Origin of the sequence: Spiroplasma gladiatoris (assembly GCF_004379335.1) — a bacterium.
GTDB lineage: Bacteria > Bacillota_I > Bacilli_A > Mycoplasmatales > Mycoplasmataceae > Spiroplasma_A > Spiroplasma_A gladiatoris.
Genome location: NZ_CP038013.1, coordinates 367,594 through 384,287 on the forward strand (window position 1 = coordinate 367,594; position 16,694 = coordinate 384,287).

At 24.5% G+C, this 16,694-nt stretch carries 19 protein-coding genes and 2 tRNA genes; all 21 read left to right on the forward strand.

Translation table 4 applies throughout. The annotated features are described in order from the left end of the window. Position 1: 1 nt before the first annotated feature. The 21 genes from SGLAD_RS01735 to hemW all read left to right on the forward strand — a co-directional run bounded on the left by SGLAD_RS01735 (position 2) and on the right by hemW (position 16,672). Positions 2 to 307 carry a single-stranded DNA-binding protein gene (locus SGLAD_RS01735; RefSeq protein WP_134297321.1) on the forward strand — a complete coding sequence of 102 codons (306 nt, stop codon included), beginning with the start codon at positions 2 to 4 and terminating at the stop codon, positions 305 to 307. A gap of 6 nt (positions 308 to 313) precedes the next feature. Then, the gene (locus SGLAD_RS01740) at positions 314 to 1,069 is read left to right on the forward strand and encodes a DNA-processing protein DprA (RefSeq protein ID WP_134297322.1); all 756 of its coding nucleotides are present in this window, start codon (positions 314 to 316) and stop codon (positions 1,067 to 1,069) included. Positions 1,070 to 1,274: 205 nt separating this feature from the next. Next, positions 1,275 to 3,281, forward strand: coding sequence for an ABC transporter ATP-binding protein (locus SGLAD_RS01745; RefSeq protein WP_134297323.1), 2,007 nt, complete (start codon positions 1,275 to 1,277; stop codon positions 3,279 to 3,281). A 43-nt stretch (positions 3,282 to 3,324) separates the two neighbouring features. After that, complete coding sequence (gene trmFO / locus SGLAD_RS01750) at positions 3,325 to 4,647, forward strand: methylenetetrahydrofolate--tRNA-(uracil(54)-C(5))-methyltransferase (FADH(2)-oxidizing) TrmFO (protein WP_134297324.1); 1,323 nt, start codon at positions 3,325 to 3,327, stop codon at positions 4,645 to 4,647. A gap of 78 nt (positions 4,648 to 4,725) precedes the next feature. Next, positions 4,726 to 6,330 carry a hypothetical protein gene (locus SGLAD_RS01755; protein ID WP_134297325.1) on the forward strand — a complete coding sequence of 535 codons (1,605 nt, stop codon included), beginning with the start codon at positions 4,726 to 4,728 and terminating at the stop codon, positions 6,328 to 6,330. Between the two features lie 47 nt (positions 6,331 to 6,377). Beyond that, positions 6,378 to 6,454 (forward strand) — tRNA-Arg (locus tag SGLAD_RS01760). Between the two features lie 208 nt (positions 6,455 to 6,662). Continuing rightward, positions 6,663 to 6,739 (forward strand) — tRNA-Arg (locus SGLAD_RS01765). 94 nt (positions 6,740 to 6,833) lie between these two features. Continuing rightward, entirely contained in the window at positions 6,834 to 7,181 is a 348-nt protein-coding gene (locus tag SGLAD_RS01770; RefSeq protein WP_134297326.1) for a hypothetical protein, read from the forward strand. Between the two features lie 142 nt (positions 7,182 to 7,323). Beyond that, positions 7,324 to 7,683: a 30S ribosomal protein S16 gene (gene rpsP, locus SGLAD_RS01775; protein ID WP_134297327.1), complete on the forward strand. Its 360-nt coding sequence runs from the start codon at positions 7,324 to 7,326 to the stop codon at positions 7,681 to 7,683. Next, the gene (locus SGLAD_RS01780) at positions 7,683 to 7,943 is read left to right on the forward strand and encodes a hypothetical protein (protein WP_134297328.1); all 261 of its coding nucleotides are present in this window, start codon (positions 7,683 to 7,685) and stop codon (positions 7,941 to 7,943) included. Before rpsP ends, SGLAD_RS01780 begins: the two co-directional genes overlap by 1 nt. Further along, the gene (gene rimM / locus SGLAD_RS01785) at positions 7,930 to 8,433 is read left to right on the forward strand and encodes a ribosome maturation factor RimM (protein ID WP_166739154.1); all 504 of its coding nucleotides are present in this window, start codon (positions 7,930 to 7,932) and stop codon (positions 8,431 to 8,433) included. Before SGLAD_RS01780 ends, rimM begins: the two co-directional genes overlap by 14 nt. Beyond that, positions 8,433 to 9,161 (forward strand): tRNA (guanosine(37)-N1)-methyltransferase TrmD, encoded by a 729-nt coding sequence (gene trmD / locus SGLAD_RS01790; protein WP_134297330.1) that lies wholly within the window; start codon positions 8,433 to 8,435, stop codon positions 9,159 to 9,161. Before rimM ends, trmD begins: the two co-directional genes overlap by 1 nt. A gap of 9 nt (positions 9,162 to 9,170) precedes the next feature. Beyond that, positions 9,171 to 9,590: a 50S ribosomal protein L19 gene (rplS, locus tag SGLAD_RS01795; protein WP_425057117.1), complete on the forward strand. Its 420-nt coding sequence runs from the start codon at positions 9,171 to 9,173 to the stop codon at positions 9,588 to 9,590. Positions 9,591 to 9,692: 102 nt separating this feature from the next. Beyond that, positions 9,693 to 10,442: a DUF3196 family protein gene (locus tag SGLAD_RS01800; protein ID WP_134297332.1), complete on the forward strand. Its 750-nt coding sequence runs from the start codon at positions 9,693 to 9,695 to the stop codon at positions 10,440 to 10,442. Between the two features lie 10 nt (positions 10,443 to 10,452). Next, positions 10,453 to 10,809 (forward strand): hypothetical protein, encoded by a 357-nt coding sequence (locus SGLAD_RS01805; RefSeq protein WP_134297333.1) that lies wholly within the window; start codon positions 10,453 to 10,455, stop codon positions 10,807 to 10,809. A gap of 5 nt (positions 10,810 to 10,814) precedes the next feature. Continuing rightward, positions 10,815 to 12,107, forward strand: coding sequence for a GTPase ObgE (obgE, locus tag SGLAD_RS01810; RefSeq protein ID WP_134297334.1), 1,293 nt, complete (start codon positions 10,815 to 10,817; stop codon positions 12,105 to 12,107). Beyond that, on the forward strand, positions 12,103 to 12,837 hold the full coding sequence (gene nadE / locus SGLAD_RS01815; protein WP_425057118.1) for an NAD(+) synthase: 735 nt from the start codon (positions 12,103 to 12,105) through the stop codon (positions 12,835 to 12,837). Before obgE ends, nadE begins: the two co-directional genes overlap by 5 nt. A gap of 81 nt (positions 12,838 to 12,918) precedes the next feature. After that, complete coding sequence (locus tag SGLAD_RS01820) at positions 12,919 to 13,410, forward strand: hypothetical protein (protein ID WP_134297336.1); 492 nt, start codon at positions 12,919 to 12,921, stop codon at positions 13,408 to 13,410. A gap of 149 nt (positions 13,411 to 13,559) precedes the next feature. Next, positions 13,560 to 13,826: a TIGR04561 family membrane protein gene (locus SGLAD_RS01825; RefSeq protein WP_134297337.1), complete on the forward strand. Its 267-nt coding sequence runs from the start codon at positions 13,560 to 13,562 to the stop codon at positions 13,824 to 13,826. Positions 13,827 to 13,859: 33 nt separating this feature from the next. Next, positions 13,860 to 15,578, forward strand: coding sequence for an MSC_0882 family membrane protein (locus SGLAD_RS01830; protein ID WP_134297338.1), 1,719 nt, complete (start codon positions 13,860 to 13,862; stop codon positions 15,576 to 15,578). Further along, entirely contained in the window at positions 15,557 to 16,672 is a 1,116-nt protein-coding gene (gene hemW / locus SGLAD_RS01835) for a radical SAM family heme chaperone HemW (protein ID WP_134297339.1), read from the forward strand. The genes SGLAD_RS01830 and hemW overlap by 22 nt, the downstream gene beginning before the upstream one ends. Positions 16,673 to 16,694: the final 22 nt, after the last annotated feature.

The following is a 16,694-nucleotide window of genomic DNA, read 5'->3' on the forward strand; positions in this document are numbered from 1 at the left end:
AATGAATAATGTTACAGTAATTGGACAAATAGAAGAATTACCACAAGTTATTTACAACTCTAAAAGTGGTGATAAAAAATTATATAAGTTTGTATTAAAAGTTCCTAGAGGATATAAAACAAAAGATGGAAAAGAGCAACAAGACTTTATTAATGTAAAAGTTTGAGGAAATATTTTAGGTGATGAATATGAGTATTTTGATCAATCATTAGTTGGAGTCGAAGGAAAATTAGTATCATATGGATTAAGTGATGCTACAAGTTATGGGAATGAACTTGTTGCAAGTAAAATAATGCAACTAAATTAGGTTTAAATGGAAAAAGTATTACTATACTTTAGTTTAAAATATAATGGTAACTGAGATAAAATTTATAGTGCTTTAGAAAATAAAGAAAAAATTTTACATAGTCAACTTGAAGATATTGAAAACAATATTGACTGTGACTTTATAACAATTTTGAATCCTTTATATCCAAGTTATTTAAAAACAACTCATAAACCACCTTTTGTAATTTTTTACAAAGGTAACATTGAGCTAATCACTAAATATAACAAAAATATCTCTGTAATTGGAGGTAAAGAGTTTAGTGACCAAGGTTTAAAAAACACTTATAAAATTATTAAGGAATTAAATGAAGAAAAAAGAATTATTGTTACATATCAAAATGCTGGAATTAATGATGCAATTATTGATTTATGTAAAGAAGAAAACTACGAAAGTATAGTAGTTCTTTCTAATTCTATGAAAAGTTATTTAGATTTAACTAAAAATTCTTCTCCTACAAATAATAAATTATACATAAGTGAAAATTATAATAGTTGTGAAATTGATAAAATTTTATATAGCGAGTATGTTAATCGATTAATTTGTGGTCTTTCTAAGGGATTGTTATTTACTCAATACAGTTTTTCTGATTCTTATTTTTCTTTAGTTAATTATGCAATAAACGAAGGAAAAGAAATTTTTGCAATGCCATCAAATGATAAAAAATTAAATGAAACTAATAAGTTGATTAAAATGGGTGCAAAATTTACAGAAAATGCAAAAGATATAGTAAATGAAATATAAAGTGCTATAATAAAAGTGTGATATTTATATCACACTTGTAAAAGGTTTATACCTAACAATTTTTTAACTAATCATTTTATTCCCGACACATGAATGATGAGTATAAAATAGATGCAAATATGCATCTATTTTTTTTATTTAATTAAATATTAGTTTTATTTAAATATATAATTTATTTAATCAAAAAGTAAGGAAGGAATAAATTATGGCTAAAAATAAAGCTATAAAAGACTCTTCAAATAATATTAATTTGATAAGTTCAAAAGACATTAAAAATAATGATAATAAAAACTTTAAAATTAAGAAAAAAGGAGGAGCTTTTACTAAAACTGTTTTTTATTATATGAAAAAAAACAAATTAATTACTTTCTTTATGTTTTTAATTTGTATAGTTTCTTCAGTTACAACAGTGCTTGGACCTAAAATAATACAAAATATAATGACTAATTTACTAGCTCCAACTGATGGTTTAGAGCATTTTTTAGCTGGCGCAAAAACTCCTGAAGCTATTAACGAACTTTTAAAAGGTAAAGTGTTTATTTTAGGAAATCATGGAGATATTTTGAACGAAAATTATGTAAGTGATTCAAAGAATTATTACACATTATTTATGGGGTTGCATTTTAGTTGAATGCAATGAATATATTTACAAATAAGTTTATTTTTTATTTTGGGTGTATGTGCATTTTTTTCTAGTTTTTTAGGTGGTACTTTAGGTAAAAAAATCGAAATAGATTTAAGAAATAAAGCATTAGAAAATTTAGTTAAACAAGATATGAGTTATTATAGTGATAAAAAAATTGGAGAGCTACTTACAAAAATAGTTTCAGATACACAAATAATAGGAGAGCAAACTTCAACAGTGCCAGTAACAATAATTTCTACATTAGTTACATTTTTTGGATCACTTGGTGTTTTATTGACAATAGATTCTACATTAACTTTAATAGTGTTTGTTCTAATGCTTATTTTATTAATTATTATTGAATCATCATTTGGTGTTATAAAAAATTATTCTTCAAAAGTTAGAAAAACTTTAACAACAATAAATGGTGATGTAACAGATAGAATTGCAACAGTTAGACTGATTAAATCTAGTGGAACTGAATCATTTGAAAATAAAAGATTTGGTGAAGTTCATGTTGATTATTATAAAAAATCAGTAATTTTAATTACAATTCAATCAATATTATCAACAATAATGATTGCTGGAATTAGTTCCGTTCAAATTATCGTTATAATATCTGCATCAATTTTATATAAAGATGATGCTCAATACCTTACTGTGACACTTTCTACTTTTATTGTTGGTCTTGGGTCAATGGTTGGACCATTAATGACTTTATCTAGAATCATGAACGGAATTATTCAAGCTTCCACATGCTGTTCAAGAATTTCAGAAATAATATCTTCAAAACCATTAATTGATAGTCATTACGATAGTAGCGAAGGAGTTGTTATTGAAGAAATTAAAGGAAGTATAGTATTTCAAGATGTAGAGTTTGCTTATCCTGAAAAACCAAATAAAGTTATTTTGCCTAAATTTAGTTTCACATTTGAACAAGGAAAAAGCTATGCATTTGTTGGTGAAACTGGTGCTGGAAAGTCTACAATTTCTAAATTATTATTAAGATTTTATGATCCTTCTAAAGGAGATATTTTTATAAATAATAATATAAATTTAAAAGATATTCATCTTTCAAGTTATTTGGATAAAGTTGGTTATGTTGAACAAGAACCTCAAGTTTTATATGGAGATGTTTTTGACAATATAAGATATGGTAATTTTGAAGCATCCGATCAAGAAGTTATTAACGCTGCAAAAAAAGCAAATTTACATAACTTAGTTTTAACTTGACCTGAAGGTTATAAAACAATTCTTGGCGAACGTGGTTTTATGTTGTCTGGAGGTCAAAAACAAAGATTAGTTATAGCAAGAATGTTTTTAAAAAATCCGCAAATTTTAATTTTAGATGAAGCAACAAGTGCGTTAGATAATATTGTTGAAAAAGAAATTCAATTAGAATTAGAAAAATTAATGAAGGGAAGAACAACAGTTTCAATAGCACATAGATTAAGCACAATCCAAAATTGTGATCAAATAATAGTTTTAGGAAGAGATAAAGGAATTGTTCAAATTGGAAGTTATCAAGATTTAAAAACAGAACAAGGACATTTTAAAAGATTGTACGAAGCTGGATTAATGGATTAAATATAAATTCAAGAAAAGATTTATAAATTGGTATAATTAAGTAATGAAAAAAATAGTTAACGTTATTGGCGCTGGTTTAGCAGGTTGTGAAGCTGCTTATCAATTAGCCAAAAGAAATATAATTGTAAATTTATTTGAGAAAAAAACAATTAAAAAAAATGAAATCCAAAAGTTAGATTTTTTTGCTGAACTTGTTTGTTCTAATACTTTAAGATCAACGGATTTAAAAAATGCTGTTGGAACTTTAAAAGAAGAAATGCAATTACTTGATTCATTAATAATTAGAGCTGCAAAATACGCAAGTATTCCAGCTGGACAAAGTCTTGCAGTTGATAGAGAGATTTTTTCAAAGTTCATAACAGAAGAAATGCAAAACAATAAAAACATAAATGTTTTTAATAAAGAAGTTGAAAAAATTGATTGTAATGTACCTATAATAATTGCAACAGGTCCTTTAACTAGTAAAAAACTACAAGAAGAAATAATAAATTTAATTGGAAAAGATTATTTTTATTTTTATGATGCAGTAGCGCCAATTGTAAAAAAAGAATCAATAAATATGGACATAGCTTTTAAAAAAAATCGATATGAAAAAGGTGAAACACAAGATTATATTAATTGTCCAATGAATTATGAACAATATAAAAATTTTTATAATGAGCTTATAAATGCAAGTATTACAACAACTCACTTAGAAGATGAAAAAGATTTAAAAGTATTTGAAGGATGTATGCCAATTGAAGTAATGGCAAAAAGAGGATTTGAAACACTAACCTTTGGACCCTTAAAACCAGCAGGTTTAAGAAATATAGATGGATCAAATAATTATGCAGTTGTTCAACTTAGACAAGATAATGCAGCAGATGATTTATATAATTTGGTAGGTTTTCAAACTAATTTAACATGAAGTGAACAAAAAAGAGTGTTTAGATTAATTCCAGGTCTAGAAAAAGCAGAATTTATAAGATATGGGGTAATGCATTTAAATAATTTTATAAATTCTCCAGAATTATTAAATGAGTATAACCAACTAAAAACAAATAAAAACATTTTTTTCGCTGGACAAATTACTGGTGTTGAAGGTTATGTAGAATCAACTTGTAGTGGAATAATTGCTGCTATAAATATGGCTAGAATGTTAAGCGATAAAAACATGGTTAAATTCCCACTTGAAACTGTAATGGGTAGTTTACAAAATTATATTATTTCTACAAGTTCAAAAGATTTTCAGCCAATGAAAGCGAATTGAAGCGTTGTTAAACCAATAGTTTTAGAAAAAAAGATAAAAAAAGAGGAAAAAAAATCTCTTTATTCACAAATTTCTTTAAATGCAATTAAAAAATTTATTGAAATAAATGATTTGTAAAAATTATTAATTTGACATAAAAATGTTGATAATTAACAACAAAAGGACTAAAATTTAAAAGTTGTAAAGAGGTATAAGATGAAATTATATGAAAAAGAAAGTCTTTTTTGATTTGGATTACATAAAATCGCAAAAGATGATCCTGAACTAAAATATCACATCACAACTCAAAAAGAACTAATCAATGATTTATATCCATTAGCATATTTTGGTGTAATTCAATACACATTATATAGAGGCATTTCTATATCAGAAGTTCCTTTAGAAGAAACAAATGAATATGTTAAATACATCATTGATAATATTGATGAAATTTATAAAATTAAATACCGTTTTGTAAAAGAAAAACCTAAAAAAATAAATTTTAATGATAAAGAAATTTGTTCTCTTTGTGAAGAGATAATTGGAAGACTATTTATTCCATTTATGAATGAGTATGCATTTAAAAAAGTAAGTAATGCCATTAATATGAATGGTGCTTACATTAGAGAATCTTTGCTTTGCTATGAGTATGATATAAATCATAAATCAGATGATGGAAAAGTTAAAACTAGTGTTTTATATCCTTTCTTATTCACTTTAAATTTAATAAAAATTTTTGATAAAAAAGGATTGTATAACAGAATATTAAAAACATATCGAAAAGATGAATTGATAAGAAAATATAAGGCTGGTAGGGATTGAAAACAAAAAGAAGTTGAATATCTTCAAGAAAGTTATGAATTATTAAATAATGATGAGGAATGAAGTTTATTTTTAAGTAATTTTTCAAGTTCTAAATGAGATATTTTTGATATGAATGAACGATTTAAAGCTTTATTTCAATTAACAAAAATAACAACAATTTTAATGAAAGATGAAATAACTGCTGTTACTATGCTTTCTGATGGCGAAGAAGTTTTTGAGATGTTAAAAAACTACTTACCAATGTATATTGATTATGATCGCTATATTGACGAAGAAGGAAAAAACATTAGTGATCTAAAAGAAAAAGATGTTTTAATATTTTCTCCGTTTACTCAAAGAAATGTTAACTTACACCTTTTATTCCCTTATATTGAATCAAAAAATGAAAGACATATAGAATGTGACTTTAATAAACTTAGAGCAATTGTATTTATTTTTTTAAAGTCTTATTCAAAAGTTAGAACACTTTTACTTACTCATGAATATTTACCTAAAATAATTGATATTTTAATTGAAGGTAAGAAAAAAATATTTTGTGATATTTTATCAATTTTTGAAGAAGTTAAAGATCATAAATATAAAAGATTAATTGACTTTGAAAACTTCACAGAAGATTTATTCTTTTTAACAGAAGAACAAATTAGTAATGCTTTAAATAAAGAATGTTATTCTTTAAAAGAATTTATGCAAATTCCTGCATTTATTAAAATGGGAAAAATTGTGACTTTTAATTTGGCTTTAAAAAATTATACTGCAAGAACTTTTGATTATAACTTGTTTGAATTATTAAAATACCTATTAATAGTATTTGGTCCTCATCCATTAGATCACACTATTCAAACTAAAGAAAATATTGAAAATTTTTATAAAAAGTTTGAAAATTTTGTTAGACTTTATGAGGAAGCGAAAAACAATTCTGATATATTAGAAATAACTAATGAATTACAAACAGCTTTAGAATTACCACTTAAATTATTAAATTGAAAAAAAGACTAAATTTAAATAAATATTTCATATAACTAATTTATTTTTTGTCTTAATTTGCCCACGTAGCTCAGTAGGATAGAGCATGCGCCTTCTAAGCGTAGGGTCAGAAGTTCGAATCTTCTCGTGGGCGCCATTTATAAACAACAAACAACAACCTTATGGTTGTTTTTTATTATATATAATAAAAAATTATTATAATTTGACCTTTTAGTTTCAATAATAAAACATAATTGTTGTAGGAAAAAAATAAATCATAATATTTAATAAATTAAAAAACAAAAAAAACATAAAATAACTAGTAAATATATCTCATATTTGCTATTATATTTTTGTCTTAATTTGCCCACGTAGCTCAGTAGGATAGAGCATGCGCCTTCTAAGCGTAGGGTCAGAAGTTCGAATCTTCTCGTGGGCGCCATGAATGAATTTTAACAACCTTATGGTTGTTTTTTTATTAAAATTTTTATGTTATTATAAAATTAAAAAAACTTTAAAAATGTTAGGGAGAAATAATGCTAGCTTTATGAAATGATAATGGTGTTACAGAAGAAGGCAAAAAAATTATATTAATTTTTACAATTTGCTTGGTTTATACTTGTGGAATTATTGGTCACGGTTTATTTGTAATTTTATTTTCAAAAAACAGTGATAGAGATAATAAAAAAATTAGCAAAATTTTATTATGAATAACCTCAATATTGTTTATCCCAGGTTTAATTATTATGACTTTAATAGTATTAATTTTTTTAGATAGAAGTTATAAATGTTTACTAGCTTGATTTCCAGTTAAAAATAACCCATTTATAATTGAAGTAAATAATTATAAAAGTAAAAATATAAATATTAATAAAAAACAATAATTTATTAACTTTATTAACTTATTTTAAAAAAGTTTTTATCTATATAAGTATTAATTAAGTTGTTAAGTAAATTTACTTGACAAACTTTTAAATTACTATAATATTAATAATGTCGTAAATATAGAATTTAAAGGAGGAAAAAATGGTAAAAATAAGGTTAAAAAGAGCTGGTAAAAAAAGAGCTGCATTTTATAGAATAGTTGCAGCAGATGCTCGTGTAAAACGAGACGGTGCTTATATAGAACTTGTAGGAACTTATGACCCAATTAATGGAGAAGTAAACTTAAAAAAAGAAGTTGCTTTAAAATGATTACAACAAGGAGCACAACCAACTGACACTGTTAGAAATATTTTATCTAAAGAAGGTGTTATGAAAGACTTACATGATGCTAAATTAGAAATATCTAAAGCTAAACCAAAAAAAGCAAAAACAACTAAAAAACCAACAGCAGCTAAAACAAAAACAACTAAAAAACCAGCTGCTACAAAAGAAGCGGAATAATGTTTGACACTTTATACGAAATAATCAATGAGTATTTAGAATTTGCTTTACCTAGTGACTCAACTTATATTTTTAAAAAACAAATTGAAACTAATGAAGAATATAAATATATTTTATTGATTGATGAAAATCTTAGTATGACAAAATTATTTAAAAAAAATACCTTTTTAAATAATTTAATAACAGCTTTAAATCTAGAATTTTCTAAATATGAAAAAAAAGTTTCAATTGATTTAGAGGTATATGATGAATTTTTATAATCAATTAACTAAAATAGGACAAATTAAAGCGACTCACGGTATAAAAGGGGAGCTAAAAATATGAATTGATTCACAACTGGAATTATTAGAAGATCTTAAAAACTATCAAATTTTTTTAGAAGATCATCAAAAAAATATTGATGTTTATAATGTTGAAAAGTTTTATAATTTAAACAATAAATTAATTATAAAACTAAAAGATATTGATAATATCGATTCTGCTAAAAAATTTATTAATCAAAATATTTTGGTTAAAAAAGAAGATAACATTATTGGAATTGTAAAAACTTTGATAAATTATTCTTTGTTATTTGAGAATAATATCATTGGTAAAGTTATTGAAGAAATGAATAATGGCGCTCATGAATTAATTAAAGTAAAAACAACTCAAGGTATTGAGTTTTGAATTCCATATGTTGGTGAATATATTTTAGAAGTTGATGAAAATAAAAAAATTATTAGTGCTATAAATATTGAGAGACTTATGTAATGAAATATTCAATCATTACTTTATTTCCAAATCTAATAAACAGTTATGTAAATGAATCAATCATTAAAAGAGCAATTCAAAAAGAAAGAATTGAAATTGAAATAATTGATTTAAGAGATCATACCAATTATTCGCATAATCAAGTTGACGATTATCAATTTGGAGGCGGAAAAGGAATGGTTTTAATGGTTGAACCAGTTGTCAATGCTATTGAAAATTGTTGAACAAATGAAAGTTTAATTGTATTAACAAGTCCTCAAGGAAAAACTTGAAACCAAAATCTTGCAAAAAAATTAAGCAAAGAATATAAACATATTATTATTATTTGTGGACATTATGAAGGTTTTGATGAAAGAATATTAGATTATGTTGATATGGAACTATCAATTGGAGATTATGTTTTAACTGGTGGAGAATTAGCAAGTCTTGTATTTATTGATTCTATTACTAGACTAATTGATGGAGTAATTCAATCTGAATCACATCAAAACGATAGTTTTGAAAACAATTTATTAGATCATCCAGTTTATACCAAACCTGTAAATTTTCGTAATAAAAGTGTACCAGAAGTCTTATTAAGTGGTCATCATGCAAATATAAAAAAATTTCGACAAGAGGGTAGAATTATTAATACTTTTAATAAAAGACCTGATTTGTTAAAAGAAAATAAACTTTGTAAAGAAGACTTAGAAATATTAAATAAATTAAAAAATAGAAAGGAAGAATAAACCATGAATATGTTATCTAAAAACACAAAAGCTTTAGTTGATGAACAATTGAATAACAATCTTCCAGAATTTACTTCAGGAGATACAATTAAAGTTAATGTAAAAATTAAAGAGGGAGAAAAATATCGTATCCAAGCCTTTGAAGGTGTTGTTATTAAAACTCAAGGAAGCGGTATATCATTTTCTGTATGCGTAAGAAAAAACTCAAGTGGAATTTTTGTAGAAAGAACTTTTCCAGTTCATTCTCCAATTATTGACTCAATCGAAGTTATTAAGCGTGGACGTGTAAGACGTGCAAGAATTTATTACATTAGAAAATTATCTGGAAAAGCAGCTCGTATTAAAGAAGTTGTGCATTCTAAATCAAAAGATATTAATGCAAAAAAAGCTGTTAAAGCAGCTCCAAAAAAACCTGCATCAACAAAATAATTAATAATTTTTTTAAGTTTATACAAATGTATAAACTTTTTTTATTTTTATTAGTAAAAAACTATAAACTTTATTTTGTTAAAATATTTATAAGAGGTTAATATGCAAAAGAATTATTATGAATTAACTTTAGAAAATTTGGTTGAATTACTTGGAAAAAATCGTTTTGAAGAAGCGTTAATTATTATAAATGATGAACTTTCTGCACCTTATATTCCAGCTGATTTTGAAAAAAACTTACAAATAATTAAAAATGAAATTAATAATAAGTTAAAAACAAATCAAAAAGAATCTCATAATATGTGAGGATTAAATAAAGTTGTAGATATTATGAAGCAATCTTTAGATCAAGAAATGCATTTAATTGCTTTTGACAATTTAAGAAATTTAAATGCTAGAAAAATCCTAAATCATATAAAAGAATATTTATTGTCAAAAGATATAAAAAATGAATACAAAACTTTTTTATTAATGGTATTAATAGAACAAAAATTAGATGAAAATTTAGTTGTTAAAAAACAAGAAAAAATTATTAATATTAATCCAGCAAATTATAATCTTAAAGAATCTCAAGATTTTTTAAAAACATTAGAGTTTAAATTATCCAATTTAGTTTATGATAAAGATCCTAGTTTTTTTTCTATATGTAAACATGTTGCAAATACTTATTTTTATAATATTTTTCCTGATTTTGAATTAAACCAATTTAAAATTGAAGATATAGTTGCATGTATTTATTTATACTCTCAAAACGCTTTAGGATTGGAGATTGATAAACAATTAAATGAAAAAATTGATTTCAATTATGATAATGCAATGTTATTATTAGATAAGTTTAAAGACTTAATTTAGGAGAATTATAATGAAAAAAACAACATTTATAAAAGAAGATTTTAAAAAGTTTGAAGATAATAAAAATGTGATGATGCAATTATTTGGAATTACATGTAGTGTTTGTGGAATTGATGAAATAGCTTACACTGCAATTAACGCACCAAAAACAATCGGACAAATTGCACATGAAGCATATGAAGAAAATCCAGATATTAGTGATGAAGAACTTGATAAATTAATAGAGTCTCCAATTAAATTGTGACAAGAAGTTGATGACTATAATTCTTCAATTGGAGTACCAACATTTGTTTGTGATAATTGTTATGATCAACTTCTTAACAATGAAATTCACATTTCAAATATAGGTCAAGAAGAAGAGGAATAATATAAATGAAATTTGTTGACTTAGCTAGTTTTAATATTAAATCAGGAAAAGGTGGCGATGGCGCTGTCTCTTTTCGTCATGAATTATATGTTGCTAATGGTGGTCCAAATGGTGGCGATGGTGGAAAAGGCGGCGATGTTATTTTTAGAGCTGATGAAGGAAAATCATCTCTATTAGACTTAAAATTACAAAAGTTTTATGCTGCTGAAAATGGACACAAAGGTGATATTAAAAATCGTCATGGAAAAAATGGAAAAGATATTGTTATAAGAGTCCCTGTAGGAACAGTTTTATTTGACGAAAAAACTAACGAATTTTTAGCAGACTTCACAGAAGATGGACAAGAAAAAATTCTTGCATATGGTGGAAAAGGTGGAAGAGGAAATGCAAGATTCGCAAACTCAAGAAATAAAGCTCCAACCATTTTTGAAGCAGGAGATCTTGGTGTTGAAATAAATATTAAAGCAGAATTAAAAGTACTTGCAGATGTTGGATTTGTAGGGTTACCTAATGCAGGTAAGTCAACTTTGCTAAGAGCAATTTCCAACTCAAAACCAGAAATTGCTGATTATCCTTTTACAACATTAAATCCACAATTAGGAGTTTCGATTGATAAAAAAGGCAGATCTTTTGTTGTTGCAGACTTACCTGGTTTAATAGAGGGTGCTAGTTTAGGAAAAGGTTTAGGACATGAATTTTTAAGACATATTGAAAGATGTAAAATAATTTGTCATGTTATTGATATGTCAGGAAATTATGGTACTGAAGATGTTATTAAAAATTATTTATTAATCAGAAAAGAATTATTAGATTATAATTTAAAACTTGATAAACGTTTAGAAATTATAGTTGCTAATAAAATTGACACTGAAGAAGCTAAAATAAATATTTTATACTTCAAAGAACACTTTAAAGATAAAAAAATTATTGAAGTTTCAGGTTTAACTAAAACTAATATCGATCAATTATTATTAGAAATTGGAGACAAACTTGAAATTGTAAAAGATGAACCACTTTGATTAATCAAAGAAGATGTTGAAAGTGACTTTAAATTATACACTTTTGAAGGTGATTTAAAAGATGTAATTGTTAATAATTTAGGAAATGGAAAATGAAGTATTGAAGGAAAAGATGTTTTTAAAGTATATCAAAAAACACCAATCTCTACTCATGACAATCTTTTATTATTTAATGAAAAATTAAAAAGACTTGGCGCTTATGATTTATTAAGAAAAAAAGGAGCACAAAAAGGAGATATAGTAAAAATATTTGATATTGAATTAGAATGGATGGATTAATATGGAGTTAAAAGATTATTTAGATTATTTAGTCGATTGAATAAAAGAACAAGTTACAAAAGCAAATCAAAAAGGAGTTATTATTGGTATTAGTGGAGGTATTGATTCGGCTGTTGTTGCTGCACTTGGTAAAAAAGCATTTCCAAATGATTATTTAACAGTTTGAATGCCTTGTCAATCAAGTCAATTAGATGAACAGTGTAAAAATGATTTAATTGAAAGTTTAAAATTAAAATACGTAAGTGTTGATTTAAAACCAGTTTTTGAAAGTTTTAAAACTGCTTTAAACGAATCAAAAATGGAACAATCAAAATTGGCTCTAGCAAATAGTAAAGCAAGATTAAGAATGACAACATTATATTCTTTTGCTCAAACAAATAATTATTTAGTATTAGGTACAGATAATTGAGCCGAATGACATTTAGGATATTTTACAAAATTTGGTGATGGTGGAGTTGATTTATTACCAATAGTGCACCTTTTAAAAAGAGAAGTTAAACAAGCTGCATCAATTCTAGGTGTGCCTGAATCAATAATTAATAGAGCACCAACTGCAAGTTTGTGAGAAGATCAAACAGATGAACAAGAAATTGGTTTTGGTTATGATTTAATCGATGATTATCTACTAAATAAACCAGTTGATGAACAAGTTAAAAAAAGAGTTGATCAGTTGCATAAAATTTCTGAACATAAAAGAATTGCAGCACCAATGCCTAATAAAAAGAATTAGTTTTATTTACAAAATATAATTTATTTCTTTGACTATATAGTGTTTTTAATAGATAATTATTTAAACAAGGAGAATTGAAAAATGACAGATCAACAAGCAAATAATATTAGTGAATTTATAGATAATTTAGATGATGAAATTGCAGATAAAATGTTTGAAGAACTAATTGCTGGTATGAGTTTATACTTTGCTATTTTAAATTTTGGAGAAGAAATAGATCGTGTATTTGAAGACGAAAAAAACAAAGACTTATCTTTAGAAGAAAAAGCAAAAATTATTAAAAGTGCACCAATTGGAGAAGAAGAAATTTATGCTTCTTTAATGGGATGATTATCTGAAGAAGATAAAGCTCAAGATTTTGCAGAAGATTGTACTGAATCAATAGCTTTTAATCCTGAATATCCTCAGGTTTTATTAGATAAATTAAAAGAATTAGAAATCGAAGAAGCTGACTTTTCAATAAACTTAATAGTTACTTTTAAAGACCAATTTATTGATTTTTTTGTAAATGACATTGATATTGAAGAGTGAAAGAACGATATTATTGACGCACTAGTTGTTAGTTGAGAATAAAATATTTTTAAAAACCCATATAAATGGTGTTTTTTTGTATCATATCTTTACCAAAATAATTTTAAATTTTTTACAAATATGTTATTATTATTGTGATTGTAGATAGGGAAATTTGCAATTTATGGGCTTATATATAAAAGGTGAAAAAAATGTTTCTAGCTAAAACAGTTTTTAAATTATTAACTTTAGAAGTTCCTTTATGATTAATTCTTGTAATTTTTGCATTAATAGGAATAGCAAGTTTATCAATATACTTTTTCGTTCTATTTAAAAAAAATCGTAAATTTGTTTTTGAAAAAGAAGAAGTATCTGCACAAGATTTCAAAAGATTAGATCGTTTTGAAAATTTAAGAAATGATTTTGAAGTTGAGATTGCTAAAGTTAAGAAAATACGAAAAAACTTGAAGATAAAATAATATATATATGTTCATAAAAAAGGGGCTTTTTTTATGAGTGTGCTAAAAAAATTAACTAGTTCAATAATTGGAAACAATATAAATCAGCAAAATCAAGCTGATAATTTTAGTGTTCCATCTCAACAAAATAGTAATATCCAAAGTCAAAATAATCCTTATAGCAACTTTAATAATCAAAACAATCAATTTAATGATAATGTTTTTGATAAAACTAATATGTATCAAGAACAATTGATTCAACAAAAAAATCAATATTCTAATGATAATGTTAATTCAATGATAAATTATGATAATAGAAATAATATGAATGGTTTTATAAATAATGATCAAATGATTAATCAACAAGTTCAAATGCATCATCAAAACCAAATGTATCAACCAAATAACATGTACCAACAAAACCAAATGCATCATCAAAACCAAATGCATCATCAAAACCAAATGTATCAACCAAATAACATGTACCAACAAAACCAAATTCATCAACAAAACCAAATGTATCAATTGAATAATCATGTAATGAATTATCCAAATGCCCAACAAGGTTATTTGCAACCAGATAATAATAGTTTTCCAAAATCAAATAGACATCCAAATAACTTTTATAATGAAAACCCACTTCAACAACCAGCTTTAGATTTTGATAATTTAAATAATATTAATTATGGTAATTTTTATGACCCAAACATGCATCAAGGTGTTCAAAATAATCAATATAATCATCATTTAAAGTATAATAGCTCTGATTATTACAATCAACTTAGTCAACAAAATTTTCAAAGAAATGGTTCAAATGAAGAACAAAGTTTAAATTTGAATAGAGTTCAACAATATAGTCAAGCACCAAGTAATTTTATTCAACCAGATAATTATTTTAGAGATCAATTTGTTGGTTATCAAATGAGTCCAGCTAATAATTATCATCGTTATGAAAATGCTACATATAAGCAAAAATTTAGTAAAACAAATATAATTCCTAGAGAAATAGCTAAAGAAATTAAATCTGAGAAACTAAGAAACGCATTATTATTTATGATTGGATTTTCAGGAATAATTTTAACTTCATTGATGTTAGCAATTTATTACAATACTACAGATCAAAATCCAAGTTGATGAATATTTACTAGAAAACAAACAATTTATCCTTTCTTTTCTATCTTTTTATTATTAATTTCAATTGGTTTTTTCTTTGTAAGTATTACAGATTATACTTTGTTAATTTCAAATGTAAGGAAATATGAGCGAGATTTATTAAATGGTAGAGAATTAGTACCTTATTTTATTACTAGAAATTATCGTTCAATTATTTCTAGAGGTGTTTATATTAATTGAATTGGTTTTTCAACTTATATAGTTGGAGCTATTTGTTTAGGAATTTTATATGGATTACAAGCTTTATATAAAGAACACCCAGATGAATCAATAACAATTTTCTTTTGAAAAATTGGTCAAACAAAATCATTTGAATCTGATATTGTTGTAAACATCATTGTTTTAATTTCTGTTTTTGGAGTTCATATTTTAAATATTATTACTTCAAGAAGTAGAAAAAATAATATCATTAGTTATTATGGATACGAAATCATTCCTCAACATGAAATAATTGCAATTAAAAAAAGAGCAAATAAAATTTGTTTAATAATATTTTTAGTGATAACTTGCATAATATTATTTGCAATTATTATTCCTTGATTAATTATTAGAAAGAAAAAAGGATTAAGTTTTAACCCATGACAAAGAGTCAAAAATTAATAGATAGAAAAATTAATAGTTTATATGTTCACATTCCGTTTTGTGAACATATTTGTTTTTATTGTGATTTTGCAAAAGTTATAAAACCTAAAGATAAAAAAAATATTGAAACTTATTTAAATAATCTTGAAGTTGAGTTGAATTCTTATAATGATAAATTAAATGATCTTGAAACAATTTATATTGGAGGAGGTACTCCAAGTTGCTTGGACCCAATTGATACAAAAAGAATGCTTGAAATATTAAAAAAATATTCTAAAAACACAAATGAATTTGAATATTGTATCGAATTAAACCCTGAATCAATCAACGAGCAAAATTTAATATTATATAAAGAATACAATATTAATCGTTTAAGTATTGGAATACAAACTTTTGATAATGATTTATTAAAAAAAATTGGTAGAATTCATGACAATTCAATTGCAATCGAAAAATATAAATTAGCTCGTTTTTTTGGTTTTGAAAATATTAGTATTGATTTAATGTACAATCTTTTTAATCAAAAAATAGAACACATTAAAACTGACATTGATTTTATTAAGGAACTAAAACCAGACCATATTTCATGATATTCATTAATTATTAAAGATGAATCAATTTGAGGTAAAAAGAATTTTAAAAAACCTTTAAATGATGAATATTTTGATGAGCACATTAATAAAAATTTAAGCAGTTTAGGTTATCAAAGATATGAAATATCTAATTATTGTTTAAATCAAAAATTCTCAAAACATAATTTAAATTACTGAAATAATTCTTTATTTGTAGGAGTTGGTTTTGGAGCTTCTGGTTTTGAACAAATTGAAGGTAAATATTACTTAACAAACAATAAAGGAAATGTTTTAAATTATAAAAAACAATTTGAACTAGTTTCAACTCAAGATTATTACTTTCAAATTTTTATGATGGGATTAAGATTAGTTGAAGGAATCGATATAACATTAGAAAAAAATATATTAGCTTACCAATATTTTGAAGAAAAACTAAACAATATCATCAATAAAGGTTGACTTGTTAAAGAAGCAAATTTTATAAAATGTACTAAAAAAGGTTATGATATTTTAAACGAGATTTTAGTTGAACTTTTATAAAATACAAAAAATTAGTAATTTT